Source organism: Bradyrhizobium sp. USDA 372, from assembly GCF_053629095.1.
This window is the reverse complement of the sequence record NZ_JBRJHR010000001.1, coordinates 4,465,826-4,485,802: the sequence shown is the minus strand read 5'-3', so window position 1 is coordinate 4,485,802 and position 19,977 is coordinate 4,465,826. Positions and strand designations below refer to the sequence as shown.

The window sequence follows — 19,977 nt, the reverse complement described above, 5'->3', positions numbered from 1 at the left end:
GCTTCAGATTGCCGTTTGAGCATGGTCTTTCCGGAAAACCGCTTCGCACTTTTCCGGACCAAGCTTAGGCTAATTTTCTCTTAGCGGTCGCAGCAAACGCGAAGGTATACACACCTTCGCGTTTGGCAGGCGTTTTGCTTGGCAAAACAAGCCTCAATTCGCTATACGGCGGACAGGGTGGGCTGCCGCAGACTGTGTCCCAGTTCAGGCGGCGCTGATTCGGTACGAGCGCTAAATTTCCCGTGGATTTTGGGCTTGTGCCTGCGCCGGACAAACAATTTGATTGTTTTTCTGGAATTTTGGTCCAGCCGCCGGCCGATACCGCCGGGCCCGGCAGACGGAGGAGATTGACGGTTCATGCGGAGCGCGTCGGGAGGTCCCCGCGTCTTGTTGAGACGGCTCCGCGAGACCATGGCGGAGCAGGTCTCGGCCCAGGAGCGGCTGGACAAGATCGTGGTGCTGATCGCCGCCAACATGGTGGCCGAAGTGTGCTCGGTCTACGTGCTGCGCATCGACAACACGCTCGAGCTCTACGCCACCGAAGGTCTGAACCGCGAGGCGGTGCACCACACCGTGCTCAGCGCCCATGAGGGCCTGGTCGGCCTCGTCGCCAGCGAGGCGACGCCGCTCAATTTGAGCGATGCGCAGAGCCACCCGGCCTTCTCGTTCCGCCCCGAGACCGGCGAAGAAATCTATCACTCCTTCCTCGGCGTGCCGATCCTGCGCGCCGGTAACACGCTCGGCGTGCTGGTGGTGCAGAACCGCGCCAAGCGCAATTACGTCGAGGAGGAGCTCGAGGCGCTCCAGACCACCGCGATGGTGCTGGCCGAGCTGATCGCCTCGGGCGAATTGTCCGCGCTGGCCCAGCCGGGCCAGGAACCGGCGGCGCGCCATTCGGCGCAGAAAGTCGGCGCCATCCTGTCGGAGGGCATTGCGCTCGGCCATGTCGTTCTGCACGAGCCGCGCGTCGTCATCAAGGACTACATCGCCGAGGACCTGCCGAAGGAAATCAAGCGGCTCGATACCGCGCTCGCCAAGCTGCGTGCCGATCTCGACCGCATGCTGGAGCGCGGCGACGTCGCCGAAGGCGGCGAGCATCGCGAGGTGCTGGAAGCCTACCGCATGTTCGCCAACGACCAGGGCTGGTCGCACAAGCTGCACGAGGCGGTTGCGACCGGCCTGACCGCGGAAGCCGCGGTCGAGCGCGTGCAGTCCGACACCCGCGCGCGCATGCTGCGCTCGACCGACCCCTATTTGCGCGACCGCCTGCACGACCTGGAAGACCTGGGCTACCGCCTGATGCGGCAGCTGGTCGGCCAGGATCACGCACCCTCGCGCGAACAATTGCCCGACAACGCCATCGTCATCGCCCGTGCGATGGGTCCGGCGGCGCTGCTGGACTACGACCGCAAGCGCCTGCGCGGCATCGTGCTGGAGGAAGGCACCGCCAATTCGCACGTTTCGATCGTGGCGCGGGCGCTGGGCATCCCTGCGGTCGGCGAGGTGCCGAACGCGCCCGGCATCGCCGATCCCGGCGATGCCATCATCGTCGACGGCACGTCCGGCTCGATCTATGTGCGCCCGTCGCAGGAGATCGAAGCCGCCTTCGCCGAGCGCGTGCGCTTCCGCGCCCGCCGCCAGGCACAGTATCTGGCGCTGCGCGACCGGCCCTGCGTCACCCGGGACGGCCAGAAGGTCGAGCTGATGATCAACGCAGGTCTTGCCATCGACCTGCCGCATATCGAGGACACCGGCAGCGCCGGCATCGGCCTGTTCCGCACCGAGCTGCAATTCATGGTCGGCCAGAGCCTGCCGCGCACCAGCGACCAGCTCGCGCTCTATCGCACCGTGCTCGATGCCGCCGGACCTAAGCCCGTCACCTTCCGCACGCTCGATATCGGCGGCGACAAGGCGCTGCCCTATATGGAAGCGGTGATCGAGGAAAATCCCGCGCTCGGCTGGCGCGCGATCCGGCTCGGGCTCGATCGGCCCGGCCTGTTGCGCGGCCAGATCCGCGCGCTGCTGCGGGCCGGCGGCGGCCGCGCGCTGCGCATCATGTTCCCGATGATCTCGGAGGTCGCCGAATTCGACTCGGCCAAGGCGCTGGTCGAGCGCGAGCTGACATATCTGCGCCAGCACGGCCACACGCTGCCTGAACGAATCGACATCGGCACCATGGTCGAGGTGCCCGCGCTGCTCTACCAGCTCGACGAGCTCCTGAAGAAAGTCGACTTCATCTCGGTCGGCTCCAACGACCTGTTCCAGTTCCTGTTCGCGGTCGACCGCGGCAATGCCAAGGTGTCCGAGCGCTTCGACACCATGTCGGCGCCGATCCTGCGCGCGCTGCGCGACATCGCACGCCAAGCCCACGCTGCGCAGAAATCGCTCTCCCTCTGCGGCGAGATGGCGTCGAAGCCGATCGGCGCGCTGGCGCTCATTGCGCTGGGCTACCGCTCGCTCTCGCTCTCGGCGACCGCGCTCGGCCCGGTCAAGGCGATGGTGCTCGACCTCGACGCCAAGAAGGCCGAAGCGATGCTGGGCCCTCTGCTGGATGCACCCGCGGGCAGCGTCTCGATCCGCCAGAAGCTGACGGAATTTGCCGAGGCCGAGGGCCTTGCGTTGTAGCGGGCCGATCGCCCGCTTTCCCGCCGCCCTCGCCCCCTTCCGCCCTTTGAGACTGAACCGATGTCGTCACTTCCCGAAGCCAAACTGGACGTCCTGCTCGCGCATCACGCCTCGCTCGAGGCCGAATCGCTCGGGCAGCTCGCCTCCGAGCGCTACGTGCAGATCACGCGCGAGCTCGCCGAGCTCACGCCGCTGATCGAGGCGGTGAAGGCCTATCGCTCCGCCGTCAAGGAGCTCGCCGACACCGAGGCGCTGATCGCCGATCCCGCCACCGATGCCGAGATGCGGAGCATGGCCGAAGCCGAACGCGACGAGCTCGCGCCGAAAATCGAGGAACTGGTCCAGAAGATCCGCGTCGCGCTCCTGCCCAAGGACGCCATGGACGATCGCAACGTCATGCTGGAAATCCGCGCCGGCACCGGCGGCGACGAGGCCTCGCTGTTCGCCGGCGACCTGTTCCGGATGTACGAGCGCTTCGCCAGCTTGCAGGGCTGGAAGGTCGAGGTGATCTCCGCCAGCGAAGGCACGGTCGGCGGCTACAAGGAAATCATCGCCGAGATCCAGGGCCGCGGCGCATTCTCGAAGCTGAAATTCGAATCCGGCGTGCACCGCGTGCAGCGCGTCCCCGACACCGAGACACAGGGACGCATCCACACCTCGGCGGCAACGGTCGCCGTGCTGCCCGAGGTCGAGGACGTCGACGTCGACATCAAGAACGACGACCTGCGCATCGAGACCATGCGCGCAGGGGGCGCTGGTGGCCAGCACGTCAACAAGACCGAATCGGCGATCCGCATCACCCACATCCCGACCGGCATCGTGGTGATGATGCAGGACAGCCGTTCGCAGCACAAGAACCGCGCCTCCGCCATGAACATCCTCCGCTCGCGCATCTATGACGCCGAGCGGCAACGCGTCGAGGCGGCGCGCTCGGCCGAGCGCAAGGAGAAGGTTGGCTCCGGCGATCGCTCCGAGCGCATCCGCACCTACAATTTTCCGCAAGGGCGCGTCACCGATCATCGCATCAACCTCACGCTCTACAAGCTGCCCCAGGTGATCGCGGGTGAAGCGCTCGGCGAATTGATCGACGCACTGACGACGGAGCACCAGGCCGCACAGCTCGCTGCGCAAGGCGCGGCGGCCTGAGGCGTGAGCAACCTCTTCACCGGGCAATCCATCGAGAGCGCGCGGCGCGCGCTGGCTGCGCAACTGAGATCGGCAGGGCTCGACGAAGCCGAGCTCGACGCACGCATCCTGATCAGTGCGGCACTCGGCCTCGACCTCACCGGCCTGATTGCGCAGGCGGCCCGTCCCCTCACCGCGGCCGAAGCATCGCGGCTCGCGCAACATACGCAGCGCCGCATCGCCGGCGAGCCGGTGGCGCGCATTCTCGGGACGCGCGAATTCTGGGGCCTACCGTTCCGCCTGTCGGAGGCGACCCTGGTGCCGCGCCCCGATACCGAGACCGTGGTCGAGCTTGCGCTCGAAATTCTTCGCGAACGACAGGCCTCTCACCCGCCGCGTATCGCCGACATCGGCACCGGCTCCGGCGCGATCCTGCTCGCGCTGCTGCACGAAATTCCGGATGCGTTCGGCGTCGGTACCGATCTCAGCCAGAACGCGCTCATAACCGCCAGGGACAATGCCGCCGCGCTCGGCCTCGCCGGCCGTGCCGGCTTCGTCGCCTGCTCCTACGCCACCGCGCTCCGTGGCCCGTTCGACCTCATCGTCTCGAACCCGCCCTATATTCCCTCGGCTGAAATTCCGAAATTGAGCGTCGAGGTGCGCGAGCACGACCCGCATTTGGCGCTCGACGGCGGCAACGACGGATATGATGCCTACCGCACCCTGATCCCGCAGGCGAGCGAGCGCCTCGCCCCCGGCGGCGCCCTGGTCGTCGAGGCCGGACAGGGTCAGGCCCAAAATATTGAAACCTTGATGAGGGCCGCCGCGTTGTCATTGGACAGGCCACCCAAGGCAGACCTGGTGGGCATTCCGCGGGCCGTATCGGCCCGAAAAATGCCCCCATAAAAGCCGGATTGGCCCGCAAAAAGCTCTTGGAATATCCCGTGGGAACGACTACGTTCCGGTCAACACATCGGTGCCGGCCCCGTAGACCTACGGGTGAAAGCCGGGCTCTCGGGCGAGAGCTTTACTGATTTACAGGTTCCAAGCCGCAGGTCCTGTTGAGCGCGATTGGCCAGTGAGCTGCGCTGCTCTCCGACCGCAACGTGAACGAAAGCCTGATATTGCGCCTGAAGACTAACGCAAGAAAGCTGGGCTTGTTTCGGCAGGCGAAATGAATGGGTTCGCTGGCGATGAATGCTGGCGGGTGGGGAACGCGTCTTTGTTGAACGCGACGGTCGACGAACATCGGCAGGGTTGGATCCGCTGGCGTGCGGTGCGCGCGAGTCGTGTGAACCGCTGTCACCAGGTCACTCCTAGCAATCAGTAATGCGTGCAACCTTTAGGGCTGGAATTAAAGGCAGGACATGAGAAACGGTCAAAACAAGCAGCGGATGCGCAACCGCAACAACAATAACAACAACAACCGGCGCGGCCAGAACCCGATGACCCGGGTCTACGAGTCCAATGGGCCCGACATCAAGATTCGCGGCACCGCTTCGCACATCGCTGAAAAGTATCTCCAGCTTGCGCGTGACGCGCGCTCCTCCGGCGATCCCGTTGCAGCCGAGAACTACTACCAGCACGCCGAGCATTATTTCCGCCTGATCGCGGCGGCCCAGGAGCAGTTCCGTCAGAACCAGCAGCCGCGCGGCGATGAGCCCGTCGCCAGCAGCGAGGACGGCGACGAGGACGGCGAGAATTTCTCGGCCTTCGGCCAGGAGCCCGGCTTCGTCCCGCAGCCTCAGCAGCAGCCGTTCATGCGCGACCGCGACGGCCAGCGCGATCATCACCAGCGTGATCACCAGCCGCGCGACAATCAGCCCTATCAACGTGACAACCAGCAGCCGCGCGAGCACCGCGAACGCGATCACCGTTCGCAGCCGCAATATCAGCCGCAGCCGCAGCCGCAACCCGCCAACCAGCCGCAGCCCGTCATCGCCGATGCCGGCGGCGTCGACCGTCTGCCCTCCTTCATCACCGGCGCGCAGCCACAGGTGAACGGCGGTCAGGGCGGCTTCGAGGGCGGCGGTGGCGGCGAGCGCTATCCGCGCCGGCGGCGCCGGCCGCATGGCCCGCGCCCGGAGCGTGAAGCCGCTCCAGTCGCTTCCAGCGACGAAGTCGCCTCGGGCGAGTAAGCTTTTCTGACTTTCCGACTTGAATCGTCCCGGCCTCGCCGGGACGATTTGTTTTTGAGGATGTCGGTCCGCTGAATCGGCGAGAGCCGAGGCTGCTAGCCGCGCGTCACCGTCGTCGAGGACGGCACCAGCACGGGCTTGGCGAGCGAGGGAATCAGCCGCGCCCGCTCGCGCTTGGCGGGGATCGCGCGGTAGACCTGCTTGGTCGCCTCCACGATGTGGACGCCGGCAAAGGGCAGCGACAGCGCGGCGCCGGCGCGCTCCCACATCTGGGCCGATTTCAGCACCCAGCCGCCGGCGTAGGGCGGCATGAACAGCGCCTCGCCCCAGGCGGTCGGCGTGAACCAGGTCTGGCGGAACAGCTCGGTGATCTGCGAGCGCGAATAGGGCCGGCCGTGACCGAACGGCGTGCTGTCGGTTCGGGTCCACACCCCGCGCCGGTTCGGAATCACCGCGATGACGCGTCCGGACGGCGACAGCACGCGCCACACCTCGCGCAGCAGCGCGGCCGGATCGTCCGACATCTCCACCGCGTGCACCAGGAGAATGCGGTCGACCGCTGCCTCGGGGAGCGGCAGTGAGAATTCGTCCACCAGCGAGGCCAGCGCCGGCCGTCCCGTCGGCCATTTCAGGACACCCTGGGCCGCCGGCATGAAGGCCAGGCAGCGCTCGGCGTCCTCGCGGAACAACCCCAGATAGGGTGTGGGATAGCCGATGCCGAGGACCCGCTGGCCCTCGGCGTTGGGCCAGCGCTGCCTGATGCCGCGATTGATCATTTGCCGCGCCACGATGCCGAGGCGGCGGGAATAGAACTCGCGGAGGTCGACGACGTCGATGGTCATGACAGCAATGTAACATGCGCGAGGGCGCCGCTGCGCGCGGAATATTGCATTGCCTGCGCAACGTTAACGCCATATTTGTCGGACGGGGCTGAGCGCGATGGAGATGACATGGCCGCCGAAATTCGTACTTTCACCTGTTTAAATGACAATTTCGGTTATCTGATCCACGATGTGGAAACCAAAGCGACGGCCTCGATCGACGCGCCGGAGGCCGGCCCGATCCTCAAGGCCCTGGAGCGCGAGGGCTGGCAGCTCACCGACATCCTGATCACCCATCATCATGGCGATCATGTCGGCGGGGTCGCGGAGCTCAAGCAGAAATACAATTGCCGCGTCGTCGCGCCGCACGACAAGACCACGAAGATCGCAAATGTCGACTTGCGCGTCGCCAATGCCGACGTGGTCAAGATCGGCAATCTGCTGGCGCGTGTCGTCGAGACGCCCGGCCATACGCTCGACCACATCTCCTACGTGTTCGACAACGAGAAGACGGTGTTCGCCGCCGACACGCTGTTCTCGATCGGCTGCGGACGCGTGTTCGAGGGCACCTATCCGATGATGTGGGATTCGCTGCTGAAGCTGCGCGCCCTGCCCGACGACTTCAAGCTCTATTGCGGCCACGAATACACGGCCTCCAACGTCAAGTTCGCGCTCACCATCGAGCCCGACAACGCGGCACTGCAGGCGCGCGCTGCGGAGGTGACGAAGCTCCGCGCCGAGAACCAGCCGACCATTCCTTCCCTGCTCGGTGAGGAGAAGCGCGCCAACGTCTTCCTGCGCGCCGACGAACCGGCGGTCGCGGCCAAGCTGCACATGAAGGGCGCGGATCCCGCTGCGGTGTTCGGCGAGCTGCGCGAGCGCAAGAACAAGTCCTGAAGCACACATCCCGACGAGGATCGATGCCGACCGCAGCCGAGATCATCGCACGCCTCGAGCTCCGCCCGCATCCCGAAGGCGGACATTATCGCGAGACGTTTCGCGACCAGAGCACGGACGCCAACGGGCGTTCGCGCTCGACTCTGATCTACTTCCTGCTCGCGCGCGGCGAGCGTTCGCACTGGCATCGCGTCGATGCAGTGGAGACGTGGCACTATTACGCCGGCAGCCCCTTGACGCTGCGCATTGCCCATGACGGCTGCTCGCAGCACGAGGTGCGGCTCGGCACCGACCTGATCGGCGGTGAGCGGCCGCAGGCGATCGTGCCTGCGCTGGCCTGGCAGATGGCGGAAACCACAGGCGAGTGGACGCTGGTCGGCTGCACCGTGGCGCCCGCTTTCGAGTTCGCGGGCTTCGAGCTCGCGCCGCCCAGCTGGGAGCCGTAGCTTCCAATCAGCGCTTCCGCAGCACCATGTCCTTGGCCGCGATCAGGCCGCCCCCGGCAATGAGGATCGCAGCAAGGGCGATGTTGGCGCTGGCCTTGGCGAAGCCGGCAGCGATGAGGAATCCTGTCGAGAGCAGCGGCGTCGCATAGGAGGCCGCGCCGAGCACGCGGATGTCGCCGCGCTTCATGCCGATGTCCCAGGCGTAGAAGGCGGCACCGACCGGGCCGATGCCGAGCGCGATGACCGAGAGCCATTGCAAGCCCGTCTCCGGCCAGACCGTAGTTTCAAGCAGGCCGTGCATCAGCGCGGCCAATATGGCCGTGGCAAGACAGAAGCCCGCGACCGCATCGGTCGGCACCGCTTTCAACCGGCGCGACAGCACCGAATAGGTCGCCCAGACGAACGCCGCGATGAAGGCTGCGATCAATCCCGGCACAGTTCCCGGGGCAAAGCCGGAGGTGTTGCCGGCGAACAGCAGCACGGTGCCGACGAGGCCGAGCACGGCGCCGATGATGTGGTGCGCCGCCAGCCGCTCGCCCGGCAGGAACGACGAGAACAGCACGATCAACAGCGGCCACAGGTAATTCAAGAGGCCGGCTTCCGCCGGAGGGGCGAAGCGCAGCGCGAGGAAATACAACGCGTGATAGCCGAACAGGCCGCCGACGCCGACGACCCAGACGACGAGCGGCTGCTTAAGGCTTTTCGCCGCCTCGCTCCGCCCGATCCAGGTCAGCAGACCGACGAGACCCCCGATCGCAAACGTCATCGCAGCGAGCTGAAACGCCGGGATCTTTCCGGTCGCCACCGTCATCACTGACAGCAGCGACCACATCAGGATCGCGGTCAAGCCGATCAGCGTGGCAGTGCGGGGAGTCATCGGCCCAATGTTTCCGTCATGGCCGGGCTTGTCCCTGCCATCCACGTTCTTCCGTGGCGACGGCTGTTGTAAGGCCGTGGATGCCCGGGACAAGCCCGGGCATGACGGTGTGGACAATATCAGCCTGCGTGATGCGATCGCATCACACCATGTACTGGCCGCCGTTGACCGACAGCGTCGAGCCGGTGATGGCGCCGGCTTCGTCCGCGGCGAGGAACACGACGGCGCGCGCGATCTCTTCGGGCTCACCGAGACGGCCGATCGGAATCAGCGGCAGGATCGCCTTCTCCAGCACGTCCTTCGGCACCGCCTGCACCATCTCAGTGTTGATGTAACCGGGGCAGATCGCGTTCACGGTTACGCCGCCCTTGGCGTTCTCCAGTGCCAGGGCCTTGGTGAACCCGATCTCGCCGGCTTTCGCCGCGGAATAATTGACCTGACCGAACTGCCCCTTCTGCCCGTTGATCGAGGAAATGTTGATGATGCGGCCGAACTTGCGCCCGCGCATGCCTTCGATCACCTGGCGCGACATGTTGAACAGCGAGCCGAGATTGGTGCCGATCACGGCGTTCCATTGCTCGAGGCTCATCTTGTGGAAGGCACCGTCCTTGGTGATGCCGGCATTGTTGACCAGCACGTCGACCGGGCCGACCTCGGCCTCGACCTTCTTCACGCCTTCGGCGCAGGCGTCGAAATTGCTGACGTCCCATTTGTAGACGGCGATGCCGGTCTCGGCCTTGAACTTCTCCGCCGCCGCATCGTTGCCGGCATAGCTTGCCGCGACCTTGTAGCCGGCCGCCTTCAGCGCCTTGCTGATCGCAGCTCCGATGCCCCGCGTACCACCCGTCACCAGTGCAACACGTGCCATGTCGTATTCCTTCCCTCTTCCTTGGACTCTTCGGACTTTTCTGACGTGATCGTTTTTAGCTAGGGATTATGCGATTGGTTTGACGGACATCAAGAACAAAACGCCCGGCATCGAGCCGGGCGTTTCTCTTTAGTCGAGGCTTGCGCGGTTGCGAAGAATATTTGATTTGCAACCGCCGCCTTTTTAGTCGCGTGCAACGCACGCGCTGACGTGTGCGGCGCACGCGTCAGCTGCGTGTAAGATCAGTCGCGCGCCAGACACATCGCGATACCCATGCCGCCGCCGATGCACAGCGTGGCGAGGCCCTTCTTCGAATCGCGCTTCTGCATTTCGTGCAGCAGCGTCACCAGCACGCGTGCGCCGGATGCGCCGACCGGATGACCGATCGCGATCGCACCGCCGTTGACGTTGACCTTGGAAGTGTCCCAGCCGAGGTCCTTGTTGACGGCGCAGGCCTGTGCCGCGAAGGCTTCATTGGCCTCGATCAGATCGAGATCGCCGACGCTCCAGCCGGCCTTCTTCAGCGCGGCGCGCGAGGCCGGGATCGGGCCCGAGCCCATGATCTTCGGATCGACGCCGGCCTGCGCCCAGGACACGATCCGCGCGAGCGGCTTCTTGCCTTCCTTGGCGGCCTGCTTGGCGGTCATCAGCACCACGGCGGCGGCGCCGTCGTTGATGCCCGAGGCCGAGCCCGCGGTCACCGTGCCGTCCTTCTCGAAGGCGGGCTTGAGCTTGGCCATCGCGTCGATCGTTGCGCCATGGCGCGGATATTCGTCGGCGCTGACGACGACGTCACCCTTGCGGGTCTTGATGGTGACGGGAACGATCTCGTCGTTGAACTTGCCGGCCTTCTGCGCGGCCTCGGCCTTCTGCTGCGAGGCGACCGCGAACTCATCCTGCTGGGCGCGGGTGATCTGCCATTGCCGCGCGACGTTCTCGGCGGTGTTGCCCATGTGGTAGCCGTTGAATGCATCCCACAGGCCGTCCTTGATCATGGTGTCGACCAGCTCGAGGCCGCCCATCTTGACGCCGCCGCGCAGATGCTGGGCGTGCGGGGCCATGCTCATGGATTCCTGTCCGCCGGCGACCACGATCTCGGAATCGCCGTTGAGCAGCGCCTGATAGCCGAGCGCAACCGTGCGCAGGCCCGAGCCGCAAAGCTGGTTGACGCCCCAGGCCGGACTCTCCACCGGAATGCCGGCGGCGATCGAAGCCTGGCGGGCCGGGTTCTGGCCCTGGGCGGCGGTCAGGATCTGACCCATGATGACTTCGGAGACCCGGCCGGGCTCGATGCCGGCGCGCTCCAGCGCGGCCTTGATGGCAATGGCGCCGAGGTCATGGGCGGGAAGGGTCGCGAACGCTCCGTTGAAGCTTCCGACCGGGGTGCGGGCGGCGCTGACGATGACGACATCGTCTGACATGGGCATCTCCTGGGGCTTGAGGTTCTTGTGATGGGGGCAGGCGGGGCTGGAAAGCGATCGCCAGTCTCGTCAGCCATCCTGTTAACGTCGTTGAGGCATGTCAATCGGCTGGGCACCGAATTCATACCGCAGCGCATTCAAAATAGCGTTCTTGGCGTTTTCGCAAGCACGATCTTGCTCTGCAATTAACCGTGCCGCACAAAACGGTAGCGTGAGCCCTTTGAAAATGCTTATTTTGTTGCGTTGCGTACTCTTCCCGCCCTGCGGCATTGCCCGACAGGTTACCCGTTCTCCGCGTTTGCAAGTGAGAGCCCATGGCGAAATCAGACCAACCCACCACCATCAAGAAATACGCGAACCGCCGGCTCTATAACACCGGAACGAGCACCTATGTGACGCTGGAAGACCTCGCCGCCATGGTCAAGGACGGCGAAGATTTCCTGGTCTATGACGCCAAGACCGGCGACGACATCACCCGCTCCGTGCTCGCGCAGATCATCTTCGAGCAGGAGAACAAGGCCGGCCAGAACCTCTTGCCGACCACCTTCCTTCGCCAGCTGATCCGCTTCTATGGCGACAGCATGCAGATGGTGGTGCCGAAATATCTGGAGCAGTCGATCGCGACCCTGACCCAGGAGCAGGAGAAGTTCCGCAAGCAGATCGCCAATACGCTGTCCGGCACTCCTTTTGCTCCGTTGGAGGAGCAAGTCCGCCGCAACATGGAGCTGTTCCAGCAGACCTTCTCGATGTTCAAGCCGTTCGCTGCGCCCCGCCCGGCGACTACTCCCGAGCCGGAGCCCGATGCGAATGCCGAGGCGCCGAAGGACAGCAACATCGACGAGCTGCGCCAGCAGATGAAGGAAATGCAGGAGCGCCTCGAGCGGATGTCGAAGAAGGACGAATAGTCTTTCATTCACGCCGGCCCCTTGTATGCGGGAGGGCGAGCCATGTCTGACCGAAGCACCCATTGGGACCATGTCTACGCCACCAAGGGCGAGGCCGAGGTCAGCTGGTATCAGGATAGCCCCGCGACGTCGCTCGCGATGATTCGCGGAGCCGGCTCAGATCGTGACGCGGCCATCATCGACATCGGCGGCGGCGCATCGCGGCTGGTCGATGCGCTGTTGCAGGACGGATATCACGACGTCGCCGTCCTGGATCTTTCTGCCAATGCGCTCGAGGCGGCGAAGAAGCGCATCGGTCAGGCCGCTTCGACCGTCGACTGGATCGTTGCCGATGCCACGACATGGCATCCGGCCAGGACCTACGATGTCTGGCACGATCGCGCAGCGTTTCACTTCCTGACTGATCCGCGCGACAGGGCGGCTTACGTGGAGCGCCTGCGGTCGACGGTCAAGCCTGGCGGCCACGTCATCATTGCGACGTTTGCACCCGACGGCCCCGAGAAATGCAGCGGCTTGCCGGTGCAGCGCCATGACAGCGCGAGCCTTGCGGCGGAGCTCGGGCCGGACTTCGAGCTGGTCGAGACGCGAAGCGAGACGCATCACACGCCGTGGGGTTCGAGCCAGGCGTTTCAGTTCAGCCGGTTTCGGCGGCGCGGCTTGTGAGCGGCCACAAACTCGTCATTGCGAGCGCAGCGAAGCAATCCAGACTGCCGCCGCGGAAAGACTCTGGATTGCTTCGCTGCGCTCGCAATGAAGGAGGGACTGGCACCTATGCCGCCATCTTCACGGCATGCGCAAAGTCCCAGTAGAGCTTGCGCGCCTTGGTGTAGAACGGGCCCGGCTTCAGCTCGCGCTCGTCGATGCGGATCACGGGCGCGACCTTGGCGAAATTGCCGGTGGAGAAGATCTCGTCGGCGGCCAGAAAGTCGGCGTAGCGCAGCGTCTTCTCGACCACGGTGACGCCGTCGGCGCGAAGCAGGCTGATGACGCGCTGGCGCGTGATGCCGTTGAGGAAGGTGCCGTTCGGCACCGGCGTGAACACCACGCCGTCCTTGGCCATGAACACGTTGGAATTGCCGAACTCGGCGACGTTGCCGAGCATGTCGAGCATCAGCGCGTTCTGGAAGCCGCGCGAAGCAGCTTCGGCGAGCGCGCGCGAATTGTTCGGGTAGAGGCAGGCGGCCTTGGCTTCGACCGGCGCGCATTCGGCCGTCGGCCTGCGGAACGGCGATAAGGTGATGGCGTTGCCGACGGGTTTTGGCATCGGCGCTTCATAGATGCACAGGCACCAATTGGTGGTCTCGGGGTCGAACAGCACGCCGCCGCCGCTTCCGTTCTGCGCCCAGTACATCGGGCGGACATAGAGCTCGGCATGTGCGGCAAAGCGCGCGATGCCTTCGTTCGCGAGCGTCAGCCAGGCGTCGGTATCGACCACCGGCTTCAGGCCGAAATTGATCGCAGATTGATTGGCGCGGGCGACGTGACGGTCGAGATCGGGCGCAACACCCTCGAATGCGCGCGCGCCGTCGAACACGACGGACCCGAGCCAGGCCGCATGCGTGCGCGGGCCCATGATCGGCACGTTGCCGTCGTGCCATTTGCCCTCGAAGAAGGTCCAGCTCGGCGAGTAGTCGATGGGCTTCTTGATCTCGGCCATGACCGGCCTCCCCTTGCAAAGATGCGGGCACTATTGTCCCAATTTCTAAACGATTTGCTGCGGGGCTAGCCACCCCTCTCTGGAGGAAAGGGTAAGACAGAGCAAACCGGCTATAATGCTGACCACGATATGGAGTGCCCCATGCCGCTCGATCCGCTCGCAAAGCGTCTGTTGACCATGATGGCCGTGGCTGCGCCGCAGGCGCGGAGCCGGCCGAGCGTGGAGGAGCGGCGGCAATCGCTGGCCAAGCTGATGCAGTTCGCCCGCGCCGAGGCGCCGGATGTGACGACCTCCGACGGCATGCTGCCCGGCCCCGGCGGCGAGTTGCCCTATCGCCTCTACACGCCGGCAGGCACTGAAGCGCCCGCACCGGGCTTCGTGTTCTTTCATGGCGGCGGGCTCGTCGCCGGCAGCATTGCCACGCATGAGCGCATCGCGGCGGCGTTGGCGCATGCCACCGGCTGCCGCCTCGTGTCGGTCGACTATCGGCTCGCGCCGGAGCACAGGTTCCCCGCAGCCGTCGAGGACGCGATCGCCGCCGCCGAATGGGTGGCGCGCGAGGCGGCATCGCTCGGCATCGACGCTGACCGCCTTGTCATCGGCGGCGATTCCGCCGGCGCCACACTCGCGGCGATCGTCTGCCAGAATGCGGCGCAGACCGCCGGCCTCTCCATCGCCGCCCAGTGCCTGATCTGTCCGGTGCTGGATTTCGAGGAGACCTCGCCTTCGCGCGAGGCCTTTGCCGAGGGCCATCTGATCGATCGCGTCACGATCGAAGCCGATCTTTCCGATTATCTGCCTCACGGCAGGGATACTGCCGATCCCCGCGTCTCTCCGTTGCGCGCGACACGCCTCACGGGCCTGCCGACCGCGATCATCCACACCGCCGAGTACGACCCGATGCGCGATGAGGGCAATGCCTATGCGCGCAAGCTGCTCGCCGCGGGGGTGGCGGTCGAGCATGTCTGCCACGAGGGGATGGTTCACAATTTCCACGCCATGGGCGCAATCCTGCCGCAGTCACAGCTCGTGCTGTCGCAAATCGGCGAGCAGGTGCGGCGGGCGGTGAAGAGGTGAGAGCGCTTTGATCACACGCGCGCGCCGATCACCGCGCGCGCTGCCCCGACATATTCCGGCCAGTGCGTGTCCGCGTAACGCTCCGCCTGCCATGCGCAGGTGAGGTCGGGCGCATGCGCCGCCGCAATCGTGCGCGCGAAGCGCTCCTCCGCAACCGTCACTTCGCCGGGCTCGGCCGTGGGTACAGCCGCCGCAGCAGTCGGAGCAACGGCGAGCCCCGCCAGACCGGTGAGCAGGATGCGGCGTGACGTGTTCATGGCTGTCTCCTCCATTGTTCGGCCAGCACAGTGGCGGGCGAATGTGTCCGTGCGATCACGGCAGGGTAACCGCACATGTCCACGCCGTCCATCGCCTGCGGATAGCGCTTGACCAAGCGGGCGATCACGTTCCATCTAACAACGGTCTTGCCCCCACATCGCCACGCGTCGGACCGTCACGTGCCTCTTCGCAGCCAACCCCGTTGTCCGGCATTGCGCGCTGCCGCGGCGGGATTGCTGTGTCTGGCGATCCCGGCTGGCGGCGCCTTCGCCGCCGACGATGAGGAGGACGAGCCCGCAAAGCCGACCGTCCCGAACATCTATCTCGACCTCCGCACCATCTATGCGACGATCCCCGCAGGCACGCTCGCGCTCGGCTTCGGCAACACCTCGCTGTCGGCCGCATTCCAAGCCCTGGCGGCGCAACGAGGCACGACGCTGCCGAACGGACTGCCGGCCGCGAAATCGATTGCGATCGACCTGCCGCTGACCGTCGACGTCAGCGACCGCGTTTCGCTCTACGGCGGCGTATCCGGTACGACGACGGATATCGGCGGCGGCTGGTCGTCCTTCGACATCACGAGCTGGAACATCGGCGTGCAGGCCGATCTCTACCAGCAGAATGGCGGCAAGATCCCGACCATCACGCTGCAATCGACGCTGACGCAGTCGGTGCCGAACGAGCAGGGCATGACGAATTCCTTCAATAACATCCTGGAATTCGACTACGCGCTCGACGAGGACGAGACGCGGGGCTGGCTGGCCGGCCTGCAATATACCTACACCACCGTTGCCAGCCCGTTCGCCAGTATCCGGCCGAACACGATCCTCTATGCAGGCGGCTATTACCAATGGCCGAGCAACTGGAAGTTCACCGGGCGCCTCGGCATCCAGTCGTTCGCCGGTGCCCAGCTCGCGGGCCGGACGCTCGCGGAATCCTTCACCCAGCCGGTCCTGCGGCTCGACCTCGATCGCATGGACGACAACGACAACCGCCTGTTCGGCATCACCGCGCAGATCGCCTGGATGCCGAAGCCGTCGTACCAGCTGACGTTGCGAACGCCGCTCTATGCGGTGCGCAACTGACTGCATTCGCGAGGAATTTTCGCTCAGGCGCGGCGGCAGCGCTTGACCGGCCGGACAGCATTCCGCATCGCCGTCAACCGATCATTAATCCTCATTCCGGAACATCGATTGCGTTACATCGCCGCAAAGAAGCTTGCGCGAAACTACGCCGGCTCTTCGGTCGTGTTCGCTTTGGAGGCCGCGAATGTCCCGCTTGGTTTCGGAACGGACGTTCCTTGCTGGGAAGATCTTTTTCAATTTCGGCCAGTCGTCGATCGATTGCGTGGTACGCCGCCTGACCGAGGAGGCCGCGACGCTCGAGATGGAGAGTGGCCTGGGCGTACCCGAGCGCTTCCAGCTCCGGCTCGCGGGGCGCGAGATCCTGACCTGCCGCGTGATCTGGCGATCGGACCGTCAGGCCGGCGTCGCCTTCGAGCAGCCGAACAGCATCGAGCCAGCAGCCGGCGAGGAACGGGAACGCTCGTCCGACGCGTTGATGCGCAGCCAGATGCTGGCGCTGCGCGCCGCACTCGATCATGTGCCGACTGGCATCGTGCTGCTCGATTCTCACCTGAGGGCGCGGCTGATCAACCGGTCGTTTCGTCAGATGTGGCGCCTGCCCGACGAGGTTGCCGACAGCAATCCATCCATTCTCACCCTGCTGCATCACGGGCGCGATACCGGCGCCTATGAGGTGCCGGACCCGGACCTCGATGCACTGATAGCGGAGCGCGTCCGTGTGATTGAGTCGGGCGATCCAACCCCAATCGACGTGCGCCGAACCAATGGCGATGTCGTACGCGTTCAGGTCACGCCGCTGCCCGACGGTGGGCGCATGCTGACCTATACGCCCGTCACCGATATCGTGCGCACCTCCGACGAGTTGAAGCTGCTGCGGGATGCGCTGGAGAATGTCCAGGACGGCGTTTTGCTGCTCGATGCCGACCTGCACGCCACCTTCATGAACCGGCGGATGCGGCGGTTCTGGGAGGTCAGCGAAGACGAGGCGGCGAGCCGCCCGGCCTATTCCTCGCTGGTCCGACGTCTGCATCGCGCCAGCGCGCCCAATCTTCCGAACAGCGAGCTCGCGAAGTTTCCGGCGCGGCGTGTCGAGGAGGTCAAGGCCGGCGATCACGTGCGCGACCTGCAGACGCCGGACGGACGCCGCATCCGGGCCCATTGCACCACGATGGCGAATGGCGGGCGCATGCTGACCTATGTCGACATCACCGATCTGACGCAAAAGGCCGCAATGCTGGAGACGCTCGCCACCACCGATCCGCTCACCGGCCTCCACAATCGCCGCCACTTCCTCGACAACCTCGAAGCGGAATGGAGTCGCTTTCAACGCTATTATCGCTCTGTCTCCGTGTTGATGCTCGACATCGATCACTTCAAGTCGGTCAACGATCGTCACGGTCATGCCGTGGGCGATGCGGCGATCAAGGCGGTTGCGGCCGCCTGCCTTGACGGCAAGCGGAAATCGGACATCGTCGGCCGTCTCGGCGGCGAGGAATTTGCCGTGCTGCTGCCCGAAACCAGCCTGTCCAGGGCGAGAACGGTAGCCGAGCGCATCCGCAAGCGCGTGATGAGCACGCAGGTCTTTGCCGACAAGGTGCAGTTCGGTGTCACCGTTAGCATCGGCATTGCCGAGGCCACCGTCAGCATGTCCGGCATCGATGCGCTGATGGTCGCGGCCGATCATGCCCTCTACCAGGCCAAGGCCGAGGGCCGCAACCGCTGCATAGCCTGGATGCCCCCGCCCCCTGCAAACAAGGCGGCGGAGTGACGGCAGCAGTTGCCGTCTACTCGGGCACCGGCACGTCGAACGTGTTGAGCGTGACCGAGACCATGCAGTAGACGCCGACGAGATAGGACAGTTCGGCCGCACCGTGCTCGCCGAATTCCTTCACGGCCGCACGATAAGTCAGCTCGGGCAGCACGCCGCCGCTTACCAGGGCCGAGGCCATGTCGTAGGCGACTGCCTCCTGCTTGGTGAGATCGACCGGCCGCTGGCCGGCGACGATGGTCGCGAGCTTCTCGTCGGAGAGGCCACGCTGCTCGGCCACCAGCACATGGGCATAGAGCTCGTAACCGGAGCGGAAATGCGAGCCGGTGACGAGGATCGCGACCTCGCGCACCGGCGCGGGCAGCAGCGGGTTCGACGCAATCGCCTTGACCAGCTCCCACACCGGCTTGCCGAAGCGCGGCTCGCGGATCCAGGGATTCCAGGGCCCGAGCAGCGCGCCGTCCTCGCGCATGTTCACAAAGCCCTTGAAGTGGTCCTTGATGCCGGCCTGCATGTCGTCATAGAGCGGCTTCTGCTCAGCACTCAGGTCTTTCGGATCGAGAATGGGAAGGCGCACGGCGGGATCTCCTCATTGAGAAGAGGCAACCGTCACCCGCAGGAGATCGCAAGGCAAGTGAAGTTGCCGTGACGACCTTGCCCTTTCGCAAATCCCAGGGAGATCTCGGCTATCACGCCGTGGGGCCTGGCACGCTTTGCGGATTGACGACATCGTCGACGTCCAGCGCCAGTGGCTCACCTGTGGTGAGAAACGACGACAGCGCCGCTTCGAACGGCGCCGGATCGAGACCGCGTGCGGCGAGCCAAGCGGGCTCGTAATAGGTCTGCCGGTAGCGCTCGCCGGAATCGCAGATCAGCGTCACCAGTGATCCCGTGACGTTCGCCTGGCGCATCTCCGAGGCGAGCCGGCACAGCGCCAGGAAGTTGGTGCCGGTGGAGCCGCCGACCGGACGACGCAGCCGGCGCGACAGCACGTTCATCGCCGCGATCGTCGCCGCATCCGGGATCTTCATCATGCGGTCGACCACGCCGGGCACGAAGGACGGCTCGCAGCGGGGACGACCGACGCCTTCGATCAGCGACGGGCGGTCGCAGACACGCGAGCGGTCCTGCGTGCGGAAGCAGTCGAAGAAGGCGGAATGCTCGACATCGGCGACGCACAGCCGCGTCGGATATTGCCGATAGCGTAGATAACGTCCGATGGTGGCCGAGGTGCCGCCGGTGCCGGCGCCCATCACGATCCAGTCCGGCAGCGGGCGCGGCTCGCCCTGCAACTGCGTGAAGATCGATTCGGCGATGTTGTTGTTGCCGCGCCAGTCGGTGGCGCGCTCGGCGAAGGTGAACTGGTCCATGTAATGGCCGTCGAGCCGGGCGGCGAGCGCGGCGGCTTCCGCATAGAGCGCGCGGCCATCGTCGATCAAATGGCAATTGCCGCCATAATGCTCGATCGCGGCGATCTTCTCCGCCGACGTCGTGCGCGGCATCACGGCATAGAAGGGCACGCCGATCATCTCTGCGAAATAGGCCTCCGACACCGCCGTCGATCCCGACGAGGCCTCGACCACGGGCGTGCCTTCGCGGATGTGGCCGTTGCAGAGCGCGTACAGAAACAGCGAGCGCGCGAGGCGATGCTTCAGGCTGCCGGTCGGATGCGTGGACTCATCCTTCAGATAGATGTCGATGCCCGATAGCGCCGGCACGATCAGCCGGATCAGATGCGTGTCGGCGGTGCGGCACTGGTCGGCCTCGATCGCGGCCACGGCCTCGTCGACCCAGCCGCGCCGATAGGCCGGCCCGGCCGGATTGTGCTGGCGGAAGGGGAATGTCTGCATCGCATGAATCTCTCATGACACGGATCGCGCATCAAGTGCGCTGAATAACGCTCCTGCTCGAAACTCCAGCGGCGAGGCTCGCGTGTGGTGCGCTAGGCAAGTGAAGCTTCCGGAACGGCCGAGGTGGCTTGGCAGAACGACTGCGATATGCTGACATTG

Annotated in this window: 19 protein-coding genes; 11 read left to right on the top strand and 8 right to left on the bottom strand. The window is 65.3% G+C overall.

Going from position 1 to position 19,977, the window contains the following annotated elements:
* Positions 1 to 357: 357 nt before the first annotated feature.
* From ptsP to AB7M16_RS21135, 4 genes are all read left to right on the top strand, one after another.
* On the top strand, positions 358 to 2,625 hold the full coding sequence (gene ptsP, locus AB7M16_RS21150) for a phosphoenolpyruvate--protein phosphotransferase (RefSeq protein ID WP_172789746.1): 2,268 nt from the start codon (positions 358 to 360) through the stop codon (positions 2,623 to 2,625).
* Between the two features lie 60 nt (positions 2,626 to 2,685).
* Entirely contained in the window at positions 2,686 to 3,771 is a 1,086-nt protein-coding gene (gene prfA, locus AB7M16_RS21145; protein ID WP_172788313.1) for a peptide chain release factor 1, read from the top strand.
* 3 nt (positions 3,772 to 3,774) lie between these two features.
* Complete coding sequence (gene prmC / locus AB7M16_RS21140) at positions 3,775 to 4,656, top strand: peptide chain release factor N(5)-glutamine methyltransferase (protein ID WP_453945114.1); 882 nt, start codon at positions 3,775 to 3,777, stop codon at positions 4,654 to 4,656.
* A gap of 461 nt (positions 4,657 to 5,117) precedes the next feature.
* On the top strand, positions 5,118 to 5,888 hold the full coding sequence (locus AB7M16_RS21135) for a DUF4167 domain-containing protein (protein WP_453945113.1): 771 nt from the start codon (positions 5,118 to 5,120) through the stop codon (positions 5,886 to 5,888).
* 95 nt (positions 5,889 to 5,983) lie between these two features.
* On the opposite strand, the gene AB7M16_RS21130 is transcribed toward AB7M16_RS21135, so the two are convergent.
* Positions 5,984 to 6,730, bottom strand: a complete 747-nt coding sequence (locus AB7M16_RS21130; RefSeq protein WP_172788310.1) for a methyltransferase domain-containing protein — start codon at positions 6,728 to 6,730, stop codon at positions 5,984 to 5,986.
* 108 nt (positions 6,731 to 6,838) lie between these two features.
* Here AB7M16_RS21130 and gloB point away from each other — a divergent pair, with 108 nt between their 5' ends.
* Together gloB and AB7M16_RS21120 are read left to right on the top strand one after the other, a co-directional pair.
* Positions 6,839 to 7,606 carry a hydroxyacylglutathione hydrolase gene (gene gloB / locus AB7M16_RS21125; protein ID WP_172788309.1) on the top strand — a complete coding sequence of 256 codons (768 nt, stop codon included), beginning with the start codon at positions 6,839 to 6,841 and terminating at the stop codon, positions 7,604 to 7,606.
* A 23-nt stretch (positions 7,607 to 7,629) separates the two neighbouring features.
* A complete protein-coding gene (locus AB7M16_RS21120) occupies positions 7,630 to 8,052 on the top strand; it encodes a cupin domain-containing protein (RefSeq protein ID WP_172788308.1) in 423 nt (140 codons plus the stop codon).
* Between the two features lie 7 nt (positions 8,053 to 8,059).
* On the opposite strand, the gene yddG is transcribed toward AB7M16_RS21120, so the two are convergent.
* The 3 genes from yddG to AB7M16_RS21105 form a co-directional block, all read right to left on the bottom strand.
* Complete coding sequence (gene yddG, locus AB7M16_RS21115; protein ID WP_172788307.1) at positions 8,060 to 8,929, bottom strand: aromatic amino acid exporter YddG; 870 nt, start codon at positions 8,927 to 8,929, stop codon at positions 8,060 to 8,062.
* A 142-nt stretch (positions 8,930 to 9,071) separates the two neighbouring features.
* A complete protein-coding gene (gene phbB / locus AB7M16_RS21110; RefSeq protein WP_080140541.1) occupies positions 9,072 to 9,797 on the bottom strand; it encodes an acetoacetyl-CoA reductase in 726 nt (241 codons plus the stop codon).
* Positions 9,798 to 10,039: 242 nt separating this feature from the next.
* Positions 10,040 to 11,218: an acetyl-CoA C-acetyltransferase gene (locus tag AB7M16_RS21105; protein WP_453945112.1), complete on the bottom strand. Its 1,179-nt coding sequence runs from the start codon at positions 11,216 to 11,218 to the stop codon at positions 10,040 to 10,042.
* Between the two features lie 314 nt (positions 11,219 to 11,532).
* Here AB7M16_RS21105 and phaR point away from each other — a divergent pair, with 314 nt between their 5' ends.
* Both phaR and AB7M16_RS21095 read left to right on the top strand, forming a co-directional pair.
* Positions 11,533 to 12,123 carry a polyhydroxyalkanoate synthesis repressor PhaR gene (gene phaR / locus AB7M16_RS21100; protein ID WP_172788304.1) on the top strand — a complete coding sequence of 197 codons (591 nt, stop codon included), beginning with the start codon at positions 11,533 to 11,535 and terminating at the stop codon, positions 12,121 to 12,123.
* Between the two features lie 42 nt (positions 12,124 to 12,165).
* Positions 12,166 to 12,786, top strand: a complete 621-nt coding sequence (locus AB7M16_RS21095; RefSeq protein WP_453945111.1) for a class I SAM-dependent methyltransferase — start codon at positions 12,166 to 12,168, stop codon at positions 12,784 to 12,786.
* Positions 12,787 to 12,892: 106 nt separating this feature from the next.
* On the opposite strand, the gene AB7M16_RS21090 is transcribed toward AB7M16_RS21095, so the two are convergent.
* Entirely contained in the window at positions 12,893 to 13,780 is an 888-nt protein-coding gene (locus tag AB7M16_RS21090; RefSeq protein WP_453945110.1) for a branched-chain amino acid aminotransferase, read from the bottom strand.
* Between the two features lie 141 nt (positions 13,781 to 13,921).
* Here AB7M16_RS21090 and AB7M16_RS21085 point away from each other — a divergent pair, with 141 nt between their 5' ends.
* On the top strand, positions 13,922 to 14,857 hold the full coding sequence (locus AB7M16_RS21085) for an alpha/beta hydrolase (RefSeq protein WP_453945109.1): 936 nt from the start codon (positions 13,922 to 13,924) through the stop codon (positions 14,855 to 14,857).
* A gap of 11 nt (positions 14,858 to 14,868) precedes the next feature.
* Here AB7M16_RS21085 and AB7M16_RS21080 read toward each other — a convergent pair whose 3' ends face one another.
* The gene (locus tag AB7M16_RS21080; RefSeq protein WP_260381706.1) at positions 14,869 to 15,114 is read right to left on the bottom strand and encodes a hypothetical protein; all 246 of its coding nucleotides are present in this window, start codon (positions 15,112 to 15,114) and stop codon (positions 14,869 to 14,871) included.
* A 213-nt stretch (positions 15,115 to 15,327) separates the two neighbouring features.
* Between AB7M16_RS21080 and AB7M16_RS21075 the strand changes: the two genes are divergently transcribed.
* Both AB7M16_RS21075 and AB7M16_RS21070 read left to right on the top strand, forming a co-directional pair.
* A complete protein-coding gene (locus AB7M16_RS21075) occupies positions 15,328 to 16,200 on the top strand; it encodes a hypothetical protein (RefSeq protein ID WP_453947237.1) in 873 nt (290 codons plus the stop codon).
* A 184-nt stretch (positions 16,201 to 16,384) separates the two neighbouring features.
* Positions 16,385 to 17,968: a diguanylate cyclase gene (locus AB7M16_RS21070; protein ID WP_453945108.1), complete on the top strand. Its 1,584-nt coding sequence runs from the start codon at positions 16,385 to 16,387 to the stop codon at positions 17,966 to 17,968.
* A gap of 16 nt (positions 17,969 to 17,984) precedes the next feature.
* On the opposite strand, the gene AB7M16_RS21065 is transcribed toward AB7M16_RS21070, so the two are convergent.
* Both AB7M16_RS21065 and AB7M16_RS21060 read right to left on the bottom strand, forming a co-directional pair.
* Positions 17,985 to 18,545 (bottom strand): carboxymuconolactone decarboxylase family protein, encoded by a 561-nt coding sequence (locus AB7M16_RS21065; RefSeq protein ID WP_172788298.1) that lies wholly within the window; start codon positions 18,543 to 18,545, stop codon positions 17,985 to 17,987.
* 112 nt (positions 18,546 to 18,657) lie between these two features.
* Positions 18,658 to 19,818 (bottom strand): PLP-dependent cysteine synthase family protein, encoded by a 1,161-nt coding sequence (locus tag AB7M16_RS21060; protein WP_172788297.1) that lies wholly within the window; start codon positions 19,816 to 19,818, stop codon positions 18,658 to 18,660.
* Between the last annotated feature and the right edge of the window lie 159 nt (positions 19,819 to 19,977).

Excerpts from the sequence above, each read along its gene's own strand:
- ptsP (WP_172789746.1), top strand. The coding sequence starts at position 358 with ATGCGGAGCGCGTCGGGAGGTCCCCGCGTCTTGTTGAGACGGCTCCGC.
- prfA (WP_172788313.1), top strand. The coding sequence starts at position 2,686 with ATGTCGTCACTTCCCGAAGCCAAACTGGACGTCCTGCTCGCGCATCAC.
- AB7M16_RS21135 (WP_453945113.1), top strand. The coding sequence starts at position 5,118 with ATGAGAAACGGTCAAAACAAGCAGCGGATGCGCAACCGCAACAACAAT.
- AB7M16_RS21130 (WP_172788310.1), bottom strand. The coding sequence starts at position 6,730 with ATGACCATCGACGTCGTCGACCTCCGCGAGTTCTATTCCCGCCGCCTC.
- gloB (WP_172788309.1), top strand. The coding sequence starts at position 6,839 with ATGGCCGCCGAAATTCGTACTTTCACCTGTTTAAATGACAATTTCGGT.
- AB7M16_RS21120 (WP_172788308.1), top strand. The coding sequence starts at position 7,630 with ATGCCGACCGCAGCCGAGATCATCGCACGCCTCGAGCTCCGCCCGCAT.
- yddG (WP_172788307.1), bottom strand. The coding sequence starts at position 8,929 with ATGACTCCCCGCACTGCCACGCTGATCGGCTTGACCGCGATCCTGATG.
- phbB (WP_080140541.1), bottom strand. The coding sequence starts at position 9,797 with ATGGCACGTGTTGCACTGGTGACGGGTGGTACGCGGGGCATCGGAGCT.
- AB7M16_RS21105 (WP_453945112.1), bottom strand. The coding sequence starts at position 11,218 with ATGTCAGACGATGTCGTCATCGTCAGCGCCGCCCGCACCCCGGTCGGA.
- phaR (WP_172788304.1), top strand. The coding sequence starts at position 11,533 with ATGGCGAAATCAGACCAACCCACCACCATCAAGAAATACGCGAACCGC.
- AB7M16_RS21095 (WP_453945111.1), top strand. The coding sequence starts at position 12,166 with ATGTCTGACCGAAGCACCCATTGGGACCATGTCTACGCCACCAAGGGC.
- AB7M16_RS21090 (WP_453945110.1), bottom strand. The coding sequence starts at position 13,780 with ATGGCCGAGATCAAGAAGCCCATCGACTACTCGCCGAGCTGGACCTTC.
- AB7M16_RS21085 (WP_453945109.1), top strand. The coding sequence starts at position 13,922 with ATGCCGCTCGATCCGCTCGCAAAGCGTCTGTTGACCATGATGGCCGTG.
- AB7M16_RS21080 (WP_260381706.1), bottom strand. The coding sequence starts at position 15,114 with ATGAACACGTCACGCCGCATCCTGCTCACCGGTCTGGCGGGGCTCGCC.
- AB7M16_RS21070 (WP_453945108.1), top strand. The coding sequence starts at position 16,385 with ATGTCCCGCTTGGTTTCGGAACGGACGTTCCTTGCTGGGAAGATCTTT.
- AB7M16_RS21060 (WP_172788297.1), bottom strand. The coding sequence starts at position 19,818 with ATGCAGACATTCCCCTTCCGCCAGCACAATCCGGCCGGGCCGGCCTAT.